This is a genomic window from Pseudomonas sp. P5_B2, assembly GCF_056400445.1.
On record NZ_JBFULH010000101.1, the window covers coordinates 1 to 12,514 of the forward strand.

A 12,514-nucleotide genomic window follows, 5' to 3' on the forward strand; every position below is an offset into this window, starting at 1 on the left:
TGCTACAAAACCCATCAACAAACTCTGACGCCCCACCCTCCCCGTAGCAGCTGTCGAGCAACGCGAGGCTGCGTGTGCGATTTGCCTGCCAATACCCAATGGCCGGGATTGGGGTCAGTTGGACAGGGTCAAGCCGTTGGCCGGCAGCGGCAGCGCGGTTTTGTAGCGCACTTGCTTGAGGGCGAAGCTTGAGCGGATGTTCGCCACGCCAGGGACTTTGGTGAGGAAATCCATCATGAAGCGCTCCAGCGACTGGATGGTCGGCACCAGGACCCGAATCAAATAGTCCGGGTCGCCTGCCATCAAATAGCACTCCATCACTTCCGGGCGATCCGAGATCGCCTCCTCGAAATGCTGTAACGCCTCTTCCACCTGTTTCTCCAGACTGACGTGAATGAACACATTCACGTGCAGCCCCAGCAGCTCCGCATCCAGCAGCGTCACTTGTTCACGAATCAGGCCCAACTCTTCCATTGCCTTGACCCGATTGAAGCACGGCGTCGGCGACAGGTTTACCGAGCGTGCGAGGTCGGCGTTGGTGATGCGCGCGTTCTCCTGAAGGCTGTTCAAAATGCCGATATCGGTACGATCCAGTTTGCGCATGAGACAAAACCACCTGTTTTTTTTGTTTATACAGAATTTTTATCCCCAAATGATCTCCAGCGCAACGAAACAGAGATAAATATTCTTCTTCGCCGGGCCTATGATTGTTGTAGGACAAGAATTCTTCCATAGAGGAATGACGGTCAGCTCACTACAAGAAATTCACAAGATCGAGCGTAGAAGCCATGAAACAAGCGTACGAACCGCTGCAACTGCACGTTCCCGAACCCTCGGGCCGTCCTGGCTGCAAAACCGACTTCTCCTACCTGCGTCTGACCGACGCCGGCACGGTGCGCAAACCTTCCATTGACGTTGAACCCGCCGACACCGCCGACTTGGCCAAAGGCCTGATTCGCGTGCTCGATGACCAGGGCAATGCCCACGGTCCGTGGGCTGAAGACGTACCGGTCGAGATCCTGCGCAAAGGCATGCGTGCCATGCTCAAGACGCGTATCTACGACAACCGCATGGTGGTCGCCCAGCGTCAGAAAAAAATGTCGTTCTACATGCAGAGCCTCGGTGAAGAAGCCATTGGCACCGGCCAGGCCCTGGCCTTGAACATCGATGACATGTGTTTTCCCACCTACCGCCAACAAAGCATCCTGATGGCCCGCGATGTGCCGCTGGTGGGTCTGATCTGCCAACTGCTGTCCAACGAGCGCGATCCGCTCAAGGGCCGTCAGTTGCCGATCATGTACTCGGTCAAAGATGCCGGCTTCTTCACCATTTCCGGCAACCTCGCCACCCAATTCGTACAGGGCGTGGGCTGGGGCATGGCCTCGGCGATCAAGGGTGACACCAAAATCGCTTCGGCCTGGATCGGCGACGGCGCCACCGCTGAAGCGGACTTCCACACCGCCCTCACCTTCGCCCACGTGTACCGCGCGCCGGTGATCCTCAACGTGGTCAACAACCAGTGGGCGATCTCCACCTTCCAGGCAATTGCTGGCGGTGAAGCCACCACGTTTGCCGGTCGTGGCGTCGGTTGCGGCATTGCCTCCCTGCGGGTTGATGGCAACGATTTCGTCGCGGTCTACGCCGCCTCTGCCTGGGCCGCCGAACGTGCGCGCCGCAACCTCGGCCCGACCATGATCGAATGGGTCACCTACCGCGCCGGTCCGCACTCCACCTCCGATGATCCGTCCAAGTACCGTCCTGCCGACGACTGGAGCTACTTCCCGTTGGGCGACCCGATTGCGCGCCTCAAGCAGCACCTGATCAAGATCGGTCACTGGTCCGAAGAGGAACACGCCGCCGTCAGTGCCGAGCTGGAAGCCGAAGTCATCGCTGCACAGAAAGAAGCCGAACAGTACGGCACCCTCGCCGGTGGCCAGATTCCAAGCGCCGCGACCATGTTCGAAGACGTCTACAAAGAGATGCCGGAGCACTTGAAGCGCCAGCGTCAAGAGTTGGGGATCTGACATGAACGACCACAACAACAAAATCGAGCTGGAAACCGCCATGACTACGACCACCATGACCATGATCCAGGCCCTGCGCTCGGCCATGGATGTGATGCTTGAGCGTGACGACAACGTCGTGGTCTTCGGCCAGGACGTCGGCTACTTCGGCGGCGTGTTCCGTTGCACCGAAGGCCTGCAGACCAAGTACGGCACCTCCCGCGTGTTCGATGCGCCGATTTCCGAAAGCGGCATCGTCGGTGTCGCCGTGGGCATGGGCGCTTACGGCCTGCGCCCGGTGGCCGAGATCCAGTTCGCCGACTACGTCTACCCGGCGTCGGACCAGATCATTTCCGAAGCCGCCCGCCTGCGTTATCGCTCGGCCGGCGAGTTCACCGCGCCGATGACCCTGCGCATGCCTTGCGGCGGCGGCATCTATGGCGGCCAGACCCACAGCCAGAGCATCGAGGCGATGTTCACTCAGGTGTGTGGTCTGCGCACGGTCATGCCGTCCAACCCTTACGACGCCAAAGGCTTGCTGATTGCGTCCATCGAAAACGATGACCCGGTTATCTTCCTTGAGCCAAAACGCCTGTACAACGGCCCGTTCGACGGCCATCACGACCGCCCGGTAACCCCGTGGTCGAAACACCCGGCCGCACAAGTCCCGGACGGCTACTACACCGTGCCGTTGGATGTCGCTGCCATCGCCCGTCCCGGCAAGGATGTGACCATCCTGACCTACGGCACCACCGTTTATGTGTCGCAAGTGGCGGCTGAAGAAACCGGTATCGACGCTGAAGTCATCGACCTGCGCAGCCTGTGGCCGCTGGACCTGGAGACCATCGTCAAGTCGGTGAAGAAAACCGGCCGTTGCGTAATCGTTCACGAAGCGACCCGTACCTGTGGCTTCGGCGCCGAGCTGGTCGCACTGGTGCAAGAGCACTGCTTCCACTACCTGGAAGCGCCTATCGAACGCGTCACCGGTTGGGACACCCCCTACCCGCACGCGCAAGAGTGGGCGTATTTCCCTGGCCCGACCCGTGTGGGCGCGGCTTTGCATCGGGTTATGGAGGTCTGAATGGGCACGCACGTTATTAAAATGCCGGACATTGGTGAAGGCATTGCAGAAGTTGAATTGTCGGTTTGGCACGTCAAGGTCGGCGACATGGTCGTCGAAGATCAGGTGCTGGCCGATGTGATGACCGACAAGGCGATGGTCGACATTCCTTCGCCAGTCCATGGCAAGGTGATCGCGCTGGGCGGTGTGCCCGGCGAAGTCATGGCGGTTGGCAGCATCCTGATCAGCATTGAAGTGGAAGGCGCCGGCAACGTAAAAGAGTCGGCGCAGCCTGCTCCTGTTAAAGAAGCGCCGGTTGCAGCACCTAAAGTAGAAGCCGTGGTGGAAAGCAAACCAGTCGCCGCCGTAGCGCCGCGAGTGGCTGTTTGCCAAGGCCCGATGGTGGCTCGCGAAGCCGACGAACGTCCGCTGGCCTCCCCGGCCGTGCGCAAACATGCGCTGGACCTCGGCATTCAATTGCGCCTGGTACGTGGCAGCGGCCCTGCCGGCCGCGTGCTGCACGAAGACCTCGACGCCTATCTGGCGCAAGGTCAGTCGAATGCATCGACCGTGTCCTCCGCTTACGCCCAGCGTAACGACGAAGAGCAAATCCCGGTCATCGGCATGCGCCGCAAGATTGCCCAGCGCATGCAGGACGCCACCCAGCGCGCGGCACACTTCAGTTATGTCGAAGAAATCGACGTGACCGCCGTCGAAGAGCTGCGCGCGCACCTGAACGAAAAACACGGCGCAACCCGTGGCAAGTTGACCTTGCTGCCGTTCCTGGTCCGCGCCCTGGTGGTCGCCTTGCGCGACTTCCCGCAAATCAACGCCCGTTACGACGACGAAGCCCAGGTCATCACCCGCCTCGGCGCGGTGCATGTGGGCATCGCCACCCAGGCCGACATCGGTTTGATGGTGCCAGTGGTCCGTCATGCCGAAGCCCGCAGCCTGTGGGACAACGCCGGCGAAATCTCCCGTTTGGCCACCGCTGCACGCAATGGCAAGGCCGCCCGCGATGAATTGTCCGGTTCGAGCATCACCCTGACCAGCCTCGGCGCCTTGGGCGGTATCGTCAGTACGCCAGTGCTGAACCTGCCGGAAGTGGCGATTGTCGGGGTCAATAAAATCGTCGAACGCCCGATGGTGGTCAAAGGCCAGATCGTGATTCGCAAGATGATGAACCTCTCCAGCTCCTTCGATCACCGTGTGGTCGATGGCATGGACGCGGCGCAATTCATCCAGGCCGTTCGCGGCCTGCTCGAACAACCCGCCACCTTGTTTGTGGACTGATTTTTGTTGGAGAGCACAATGCAGACTTTGAACACCACACTGCTGATCATCGGCGGCGGCCCTGGCGGTTATGTGACGGCGATTCGTGCCGGTCAACTGGGCATTGCAACCATTCTGGTAGAAGGCGAATCCCTGGGCGGCACCTGCCTGAACATCGGCTGCATTCCGTCCAAGGCGCTGATCCACGTCGCTGAGCAGTTCCACCAGACGCAACACCACAGCCAGAATTCGGCCCTGGGCATCCGCGTTTCGGCGCCAACCCTCGACATCACCAAGAGCGTCGAGTGGAAGGACGGCATCGTTGATCGCCTGACCACTGGCGTCGCGGCGCTGCTGAAAAAGAACAAGGTCCAGGTCATTCAAGGCTGGGCCAAGGTCGTCGACGGCAAAACCGTCGACGTCGGCGACATGCGCATTCAGTGCGAGCATCTGGTGCTGGCCACCGGGTCGAAAAGCGTGAACCTGCCGATGCTGCCGGTTGGCGGCCCGATCATCTCCTCCACCGAAGCCCTGGCGCCCACGTCCGTGCCAAAACGGCTGACCGTGGTCGGTGGCGGCTATATAGGTCTGGAGCTGGGGATTGCCTATCGCAAGCTCGGTGCCGAGGTCAGTGTGGTCGAGGCGCAAGAACGCATCCTGCCCGCCTATGATGCCGAACTGACCCAACCGGTACACGATGAACTGAAAAAGCTTGGCGTGAAGCTTTACTTGAAGCACAGCGTTCAAGCCTTTGATTCATCGAATAATTTACTGAAAGTACTGGGTCCGGATGGCGACACCCTGAACCTTGAAACCGATCAGGTATTGGTGGCCGTGGGCCGAAAACCCAACACCCAGGGCTGGAACCTCGAAGCGCTGAACCTGGATATGAACGGCTCGGCAATCAAGATCGACCACCGCTGCCAGACCAGCATGCGCAACGTGTACGCCATCGGCGACCTGAGCGGCGAACCGATGCTCGCGCACCGGGCCATGGCTCAGGGCGAGATGGTGGCCGAACTGATCACTGGTAAATCCCGCGAGTTCAACCCCACCGCCATCGCGGCCGTGTGCTTTACCGATCCGGAACTGGTGGTGGTCGGCAAGACCCCGGATGAGGCCACGACCGCCGGTCTGGACTGCATCGTCTCCAGCTTCCCGTTCGCGGCCAACGGCCGGGCGATGACCCTGGAATCGAAAAGCGGCTTTGTGCGGGTGGTCGCTCGTCGGGACAATCATGTGATTGTCGGCTGGCAAGCGGTGGGTGTGGGGGTTTCCGAACTGTCTACGGCCTTCGCCCAAAGTCTGGAAATGGGCGCGCGGCTGGAAGACATCGGCGGCACCATCCATGCGCATCCGACGCTGGGCGAGGCGGTGCAGGAAGCGGCGTTGCGTGCTTTGGGGCATGCGCTGCACCTGTAAAACCGGACGCAAACCCCTGTAGTAGCTGACGAGCACCGCGAGGCAGCGTCCGGCGACGAAGTCGTCGCAAAATCTGCCACCCAGTGCTTTCAGGCACACCGAGCCAGGCGGATTACGACGACTTCGTCGCCGGACGCCGCCTCGCGGTGCTCGACAGCTGCTACTCCGGGACGTATCGATGGTCGCAGAGATCGAATTGCAGGCTGCGAAATGGGTCCGGAATGAAGTATTGTTGTCCCCATCCAAAAAACGTCAGAAGCCTTGAACCGTTTCGGCGGTTGTTCAGTGATAGAGGGTGTCATGGGTAACGAAAGCATCAATTGGGACAAGCTGGGTTTTGACTACATCAAGACAGACAAGCGTTTCTTGTCGTACTGGCGCAATGGCGAGTGGGACAAAGGCACCCTGACCGAAGACAACGTGCTGCACATCAGCGAAGGCTCTACGGCCCTTCACTATGGCCAGCAATGCTTTGAAGGCATGAAGGCCTATCGTTGCAAGGACGGTTCGATCAACCTGTTCCGCCCGGACCAGAACGCCCTGCGCATGCAGCGCAGCTGTGCACGCCTGTTGATGCCGTTCGTCGAAACCGAGCAGTTCATCGAAGCCTGTAAAGCCGTGGTCCGCGCCAACGAGCGTTTCATCCCGCCTTACGGCACCGGCGGCGCGCTGTACCTGCGTCCGTTCGTGATCGGCGTGGGTGATAACATCGGCGTGCGTACCGCTCCCGAGTTCATCTTCTCGATTTTCGCGATTCCGGTTGGCGCCTACTTCAAGGGCGGCCTGACCCCGCACAACTTCCTGATCTCCAGCTTCGACCGTGCAGCCCCACAAGGCACCGGCGCGGCCAAGGTCGGTGGCAACTACGCCGCCAGCCTGATGCCGGGCTCCCAGGCCAAGAAAGCGCACTACGCCGACTGCATCTACCTGGACCCGATGACCCACACCAAGATCGAAGAAGTCGGTTCGGCCAACTTCTTCGGGATCACCCACGACAACAAGTTCGTCACCCCGAACTCGCCGTCGGTCCTGCCAGGCATCACCCGCCTGTCGCTGATCGAGCTGGCCAAATCGCGTCTGGGCCTGGAAGTGATTGAAGGTGACGTGTTCATCGACAAGCTCTCGGACTTCAAGGAAGCCGGCGCTTGCGGTACCGCGGCCGTGATCACCCCGATCGGCGGCATCAGCTACAACGACCACCTGCACGTGTTCCACAGCGAAACCGAAGTCGGCCCGGTCACCCAGAAGCTCTACAAAGAGCTGACCGGTGTACAGACTGGCGACATCGAAGCGCCAGCGGGCTGGATCGTCAAGGTTTGATCTGACGCGGCTGTTCGCTTGAGCAAAAAAGCCCGGCTATTGATTGGATAGCCGGGCTTTTTTTCGCCTTCGATTTGGGCAATGTCCGGGGGTGAATTCAAACGCTAACCCTTCCAACACGCTCGGCATCCGCAGCCCATAGGGCGACGGATACGGACTGCCGACGCAGGCCATACTGGACGCGGTGCGTTTGATGGCTCGGCTGAAGAGCTGTAGATCGACCCGGTATATTCCGGGAAAGCGTTTGCCGGGTTGCTGGCCGATCTCACCCAAGAACGCTTCCGGTCCGGTGACAACGTGCTGTTTGTGATGACCGGCGGCACACCGGGGTTGTGTGCGTATCGGGAGGCGTTTCAGGGCTGAGGGGCGGTCATCATTTGTAACTGAGCCGCCCATTTGTAACAACGGCCAGAGTTTCAGAACAGTCCTACATCTATCAAGTATTCATTGTTATAGCGTCCGTATCGCTGTTAAAGGATGAAACAAGGACGCTCATGGCTCGAAAAACAGACATCCCTCGGGTCCAAAACCCTCCATCGGGCGACGGGCATCACATCACCACCCGTTACATGACCGCCACCGAACTGGCAGAACGGGACGCCAGGCAAAAATCATATGACGACATGTTGGCCCGACAACAGGTATATGAAGACCGCTTCATAAGGCAACCCCAACATCAGGATCTTCCCGGCGCCGTAGGTTGCGTGTTCGCCAAAAGCTGCAATCTTCCAGATGGCATCATCAACCATGACAATCCTGCCGGGTTTATCCCGGTCGAGAAACTGGCCGACTATGGAAAATTTTTCTTATTAGGTGGCCGCGATACCGATACAGCGGGGAACATCACTCTCAAAAAAAATCAGCGGCAATGCGTTACCTGCTGAGCTGGGAACGCTTCTCCTTGGTACTGGAGGCAGCGTCGCCACGGGGGCAAGTGCGGTTAGTAATGCAGGCGTAGTAACCGCCGGTGTTGCTGCCGGCGCATTGCTGGGAATGGTTGCACTGCTCTGGCCGTCGACTCTAGGCGACAGTTCGTTGTACACGGAAGAACAACTCAAGTCGCTTAAAGAAGGACGCACGCGCGTTCGACTTCATATCGAACAACAAGCCGATGGCTCCCTGAAAGGATACGGATTCAATACCCAAAAGCGCAGCGATTGGGAGTTGATTCCTGTCGTGCAGTTCGTAGCAAAAGGCGCACAGCAAGTCGCCGACTTTGGCGACGGGACAACACTGATTTGGACGCCAGTCGTTACCCCGTCCAAAACTTCAGCAATTCCACCGCTGGAAGCTGCCCCACAAGCGCCGCAAATCTGGATTTATCCGCCTACGGAACAAGCAGATAACATCATCGTCAACCCGATTTACCCGCCGGATTACAACGACTTCATTCTTGTATTCCCGGCCGACTCTGGTATCAAACCGCTCTATATTGTCTTGGCGCTGGAATTCGACGCTGCCAGTTACCATGGCAAGACAGATACCCCTGTCAAAAGTAAAGGCCCCACTAATGGACAAGAAGCGCTGGAGAACTCACTTCAGGTAAAACCCACATCGCCACGCCAGGATTGGTATCGATCCAGACACGAACGAATTTGTAGTCTTTGACCGTACGGGCGGAGACGTCTATCACGGCCACGTCAGGCCATGGGATAAACTCCACCAAGATATGAAAAATGCTCTGATTAAAGCCAAGAAGGTCGACAACAAGGGCAATATACTGGGAGTGCAAAAATGAGCCTTCGTTATCAAGACCCATCAACAAGCCACGATGAGGCGATGAGACTTCTTGCCAGCGACGTGGATGCAAATGTTATCGCGGCATTGGTTTCCATTGGTCTGAAAGAAGAAAACAGAATCTGGGCTCAGAACACTTGCCTTAAGTACCTCGCAAGTGAGACCGAATCGATTGCAGCATCTGCCATCACCGCTCTCGGCCACATTGCTCGTCGTCATTGCGAAATTGATAGAGAAACGGTGCTGCCAGCACTCGAACAGGTGAAGCACAAATACCCTTCACTGGTAGGCGTTGTTGAGGATGCACTTGACGACATTGACCTATTCGCCTGACCTACCGAGAGATCGAAAGGCATCGTGGTGAAGGGGCTTGCCCCATCGCCACAGGCTCCGATCAGGCCTCATTCAATCATCCCGAGTCAGCACTTCCAGCAACTCAATCTCGAAAACCAGGTTCGAGTTCGGCGTGATTTTGCCCATCGTCCGTTCGCCATACGCCAGATGCGCCGGCACCAGCAGCTTGCGCTTGCCGCCGACCTGCATACCGATGATCCCCTGATCCCACCCCTTGATAACCCGCCCCGTGCCAATCACACACTGGAAAGGTTTGCCACGGCTGTAGGACGAGTCGAATTCAGTGCCGTCTTCCAGCCAGCCACGGTATTGGGTGGTGATCAATGCACCCTTTACGGCAGCTTTACCTTCGCCTGGCTGGAGGTCGATGATTTGCAGTTGTTCATTCATGACGATGTTGGTCTGTTTGCGGTAATCGAAGGACGTGGTTTTCCCAGAAAACCATCCTGCTTGCAACTCTTCAGGTGCCTTTACCCGGATGAGACAAGCGCTGACCGAACAGAATGCCGTTGAAGGTGTGGGTGCAGCAATGACAGTTAGGCGTCATGTTCTGCGCCGTGAGTCCCGGTTTAACGATTTGCAGAATTCCCAGGTCATCCACATACAAACCACTGAAATAGCTCGACTCCCCCAGACGCACCGTCTCCTGCCTTTCGCTTTCATGCAGGGCAACCATCCATAACACCGGTTCGGACTTGTCGAGACGAGCTAGCGCCTCACTGAACACGTCATCCCATTGCCTGCCGACGCGGGACAACAGAAACCGGAACAAAGGCGTGTAGTCGAACCCGTAACGGCGAGTACCGTGCATTGAACCGCGTGACACGTCGCTCCGGATTTCAGCCTTGGTATTTCGCTGGTGCCGATACGCACCGGAAGAGTCGTTGCGCCAGACGCCCCATGTGCGGGTGTTTACCTTGCGATAAAGAGGTTTCTTTTCCAACGAGCCGCTCCTGACCAGTCAATGAAATCGCCGCAGAGATTTACCGGAACGGCGGATGATTTCAAATAACCTTCCTTGGCAAATTGTTGCTGGTGACTAACGCGCCACCACCGTGATATCCACAATTATCCCGTTTGCAACCATCACCAGCATGTAGTTGTCGTTGCACAACTTCGCGCCGGTGGGTGAGAAGGATGAGTATGTGGCTCGGGGGCTGGCGCATATCGAGGCGTTCATCTGATTGCTCGGTTGTCCGTTCTGGCGCTATCGCGAGCAGGCTCGCTCCCACAGGGTAAGAGGAAAAACTGTGGGAGCGGCCCTGCGCGCGATAGCGGCTTGTCAGTCAACACGGCTGACGCATCCCGCCGCAGCCTTTATCCTAGGCGCCCCACCGAATCGAGTGTTGGAGTTAGTCATGCCCCATGAAGGCAACCTGTTGCAAGCCGCTGTCGTGTTTCTGTTCGCGGCGGTGCTCACCGTGCCCTTGGCCAAACGCCTGCAATTGGGAGCCGTGCTGGGTTATCTGTTTGCCGGCGTCCTCATCGGGCCGTCGGTGCTGGGGCTGATAGGCAATCCGCAAAGTGTCAGCCACATCTCTGAACTCGGCGTGGTGTTGCTGCTGTTCGTCATCGGCCTGGAACTGTCGCCGCGTCGCTTGTGGGTGATGCGAAAATCAGTGTTCGGCGTGGGCTTGGCGCAAGTGCTGCTGACGGGTTCGGTGATTGGCGTACTGGCGCTGTTCGTCTTCGGTCAGCCGCTGAACAGCGCCATCGTGCTGGGCCTGGGCCTTGCCTTGTCGTCCACTGCGTTTGGCTTGCAAAGCCTGGCCGAACGCAAGGAACTGACCAGCCCTCACGGGCGGTTGGCGTTTGCGATCCTACTGTTTCAGGACATCGCCGCGATCCCGCTGATCGCCATGGTGCCACTGTTGGCGGGCGGCGATCACGCCAGCACGGCGGCCGACAATGTGAACCATGGTTTGCGCGTGTTGGGCAGCATTGCTGTGGTGGTGATCGGCGGACGCTATCTGCTGCGCCCGGTTTTTCGCGTGGTGGCCAAGACCCGTTTGCCCGAGGTGTCCACCGCCACGGCGTTGCTGGTGGTGATTGGTACCGCGTGGCTGATGGACCTGGTCGGCGTGTCCATGGCGCTTGGCGCGTTCCTCGCCGGGTTGCTGCTGGCGGACTCTGAATATCGCCATGAACTGGAAGCGCAGATCGAACCGTTCAAAGGTCTGCTGCTGGGCCTGTTCTTCATGAGTGTCGGCATGGGTGCCAACCTGAGCCTGCTGCTCAGCGCGCCGATTGCAGTACTCGGGCTGACGTTACTGCTGATCGCAATCAAATTGCCGCTGTTATTTATCGTGGGCCGATTGGCCGGTGGCTTGGGCAAAGTCAATGCGCTGCGTCTGGGCATCGTGTTGGCGGCCGGTGGTGAATTCGCCTTTGTGGTGTTCAAGATCGGCCGCGACCAGGGCTTGTTCCAGCCGCACCTGTACGACTTGCTGGTGCTGACGATCACCTTGTCCATGGCGGTGACGCCGTTGTTGTTGCTGCTGTGCGCACGGCTGTATTCGCCCAAGGTGCAACCGGTCGTGGTACCGGAAAAATTCCGCCAAATCGACACCGATGCGCCACGTGTGGTGATTGCCGGCATGGGCCGGATGGGTCAGATCGTGGCGCGAATTCTGCGGGCGCAAAACATCAAGTTCGTGGCGCTCGACACCTCGGTTGAAACCATCGAACTGTCCCGCAGTTTCGGCGGTGTGCCGGTTTTCTATGGCGACCCGATGCGTCCGGAAATCCTCAGCGCAGCCAAGGTTGAACAGGCGGAATATTTCATCATTGCCACCGATGATCCGGATACCAATATCAAGACTGCCGAAGTGGTGCACCGCTTGTATCCGCACATCAAAATCATTGCCCGGGCGCGTAACCGCCAGCATGTGCATCGCCTGGTAGACCTTGGCGCCGAGGCGATTCGCGAAACCTATTACTCAAGTCTCGAAATGAGCCGACGCACGCTGGTTGGCCTCGGTCTGACACAGGCCCAGGCCGATGCGCGGATCAAGCGCTTCAAGCATCACGACGAACAGGTGCTGGAGGCGCAGCATGCGGTGTATGACGATGCGGCGAAGGTGTTGCAGACTGCGCAGGAAGCTCGGGCTGAGCTGGCTAAATTGTTTGAGTCAGATCAGTTGGAGGAGCAGGAGGCGGGTAAGGTTTAAGCCTTGCGGTGAAAGTGCTGACGCTATCGTGGGCAAGCCGCTCCCACAGTGTGAAATGCCACACAGCAAAACGCCGCTTCCACCAGAGGCAGAAGCGGCAGAGGCAATGAGCCTCAGCGAATCAATGCATGAACAGGGCGATCAGGATGATGATCGGGATTGGCACGCCAAGAAAG

10 protein-coding genes and 2 pseudogenes are annotated in these 12,514 nt (G+C 58.5%); 9 read left to right on the forward strand and 3 right to left on the reverse strand.

From position 1 onward, the window contains the following. Positions 1-114: 114 nt before the first annotated feature. Positions 115-603: a Bkd operon transcriptional regulator BkdR gene (gene bkdR, locus AC1DRJ_RS11430; protein ID WP_477802230.1), complete on the reverse strand. Its 489-nt coding sequence runs from the start codon at positions 601-603 to the stop codon at positions 115-117. A gap of 185 nt (positions 604-788) precedes the next feature. On the opposite strand from bkdR, the gene AC1DRJ_RS11435 reads away from it, so the two are divergent. The 8 genes and pseudogenes from AC1DRJ_RS11435 (at position 789) to AC1DRJ_RS11470 (ending at position 9,147) form a co-directional block, all read left to right on the forward strand. Then, positions 789-2,024 (forward strand): thiamine pyrophosphate-dependent enzyme, encoded by a 1,236-nt coding sequence (locus AC1DRJ_RS11435; RefSeq protein ID WP_477802231.1) that lies wholly within the window; start codon positions 789-791, stop codon positions 2,022-2,024. Position 2,025: 1 nt separating this feature from the next. Continuing rightward, positions 2,026-3,084 (forward strand): alpha-ketoacid dehydrogenase subunit beta, encoded by a 1,059-nt coding sequence (locus AC1DRJ_RS11440; RefSeq protein ID WP_477802232.1) that lies wholly within the window; start codon positions 2,026-2,028, stop codon positions 3,082-3,084. Beyond that, entirely contained in the window at positions 3,085-4,356 is a 1,272-nt protein-coding gene (locus tag AC1DRJ_RS11445; RefSeq protein WP_477802233.1) for a dihydrolipoamide acetyltransferase family protein, read from the forward strand. 18 nt (positions 4,357-4,374) lie between these two features. Continuing rightward, positions 4,375-5,757, forward strand: coding sequence for a dihydrolipoyl dehydrogenase (lpdA, locus tag AC1DRJ_RS11450; protein WP_477802234.1), 1,383 nt, complete (start codon positions 4,375-4,377; stop codon positions 5,755-5,757). A gap of 300 nt (positions 5,758-6,057) precedes the next feature. Then, positions 6,058-7,077, forward strand: coding sequence for a branched-chain amino acid aminotransferase (locus AC1DRJ_RS11455; RefSeq protein WP_007948490.1), 1,020 nt, complete (start codon positions 6,058-6,060; stop codon positions 7,075-7,077). A 142-nt stretch (positions 7,078-7,219) separates the two neighbouring features. Then, positions 7,220-7,440: pseudogene (locus AC1DRJ_RS11460) on the forward strand (D-cysteine desulfhydrase family protein); the annotation flags it as partial. 131 nt (positions 7,441-7,571) lie between these two features. After that, positions 7,572-8,523: pseudogene (locus AC1DRJ_RS11465) on the forward strand (S-type pyocin domain-containing protein); the annotation flags it as partial. Positions 8,524-8,811: 288 nt separating this feature from the next. Next, positions 8,812-9,147: a hypothetical protein gene (locus AC1DRJ_RS11470; protein ID WP_477802235.1), complete on the forward strand. Its 336-nt coding sequence runs from the start codon at positions 8,812-8,814 to the stop codon at positions 9,145-9,147. Between the two features lie 72 nt (positions 9,148-9,219). Here AC1DRJ_RS11470 and AC1DRJ_RS11475 read toward each other — a convergent pair whose 3' ends face one another. Then, on the reverse strand, positions 9,220-9,558 hold the full coding sequence (locus AC1DRJ_RS11475; protein WP_477802238.1) for an FKBP-type peptidyl-prolyl cis-trans isomerase: 339 nt from the start codon (positions 9,556-9,558) through the stop codon (positions 9,220-9,222). A gap of 70 nt (positions 9,559-9,628) precedes the next feature. Beyond that, entirely contained in the window at positions 9,629-10,111 is a 483-nt protein-coding gene (locus tag AC1DRJ_RS11480) for a hypothetical protein (protein ID WP_477802236.1), read from the reverse strand. Between the two features lie 415 nt (positions 10,112-10,526). Between AC1DRJ_RS11480 and AC1DRJ_RS11485 the strand changes: the two genes are divergently transcribed. Then, the gene (locus AC1DRJ_RS11485; protein WP_477802237.1) at positions 10,527-12,338 is read left to right on the forward strand and encodes a monovalent cation:proton antiporter-2 (CPA2) family protein; all 1,812 of its coding nucleotides are present in this window, start codon (positions 10,527-10,529) and stop codon (positions 12,336-12,338) included. Positions 12,339-12,514 lie beyond the last annotated feature (176 nt).

Bases quoted from the DNA above. Each gene is read 5' to 3' on its own strand.
- AC1DRJ_RS11475 (WP_477802238.1), bottom strand. From the start codon at position 9,558: ATGAATGAACAACTGCAAATCATCGACCTCCAGCCAGGCGAAGGTAAA.
- bkdR (WP_477802230.1), bottom strand. From the start codon at position 603: ATGCGCAAACTGGATCGTACCGATATCGGCATTTTGAACAGCCTTCAG.
- AC1DRJ_RS11485 (WP_477802237.1), top strand. From the start codon at position 10,527: ATGCCCCATGAAGGCAACCTGTTGCAAGCCGCTGTCGTGTTTCTGTTC.
- AC1DRJ_RS11440 (WP_477802232.1), top strand. From the start codon at position 2,026: ATGAACGACCACAACAACAAAATCGAGCTGGAAACCGCCATGACTACG.
- AC1DRJ_RS11435 (WP_477802231.1), top strand. From the start codon at position 789: ATGAAACAAGCGTACGAACCGCTGCAACTGCACGTTCCCGAACCCTCG.
- AC1DRJ_RS11470 (WP_477802235.1), top strand. From the start codon at position 8,812: ATGAGCCTTCGTTATCAAGACCCATCAACAAGCCACGATGAGGCGATG.
- AC1DRJ_RS11455 (WP_007948490.1), top strand. From the start codon at position 6,058: ATGGGTAACGAAAGCATCAATTGGGACAAGCTGGGTTTTGACTACATC.
- lpdA (WP_477802234.1), top strand. From the start codon at position 4,375: ATGCAGACTTTGAACACCACACTGCTGATCATCGGCGGCGGCCCTGGC.
- AC1DRJ_RS11445 (WP_477802233.1), top strand. From the start codon at position 3,085: ATGGGCACGCACGTTATTAAAATGCCGGACATTGGTGAAGGCATTGCA.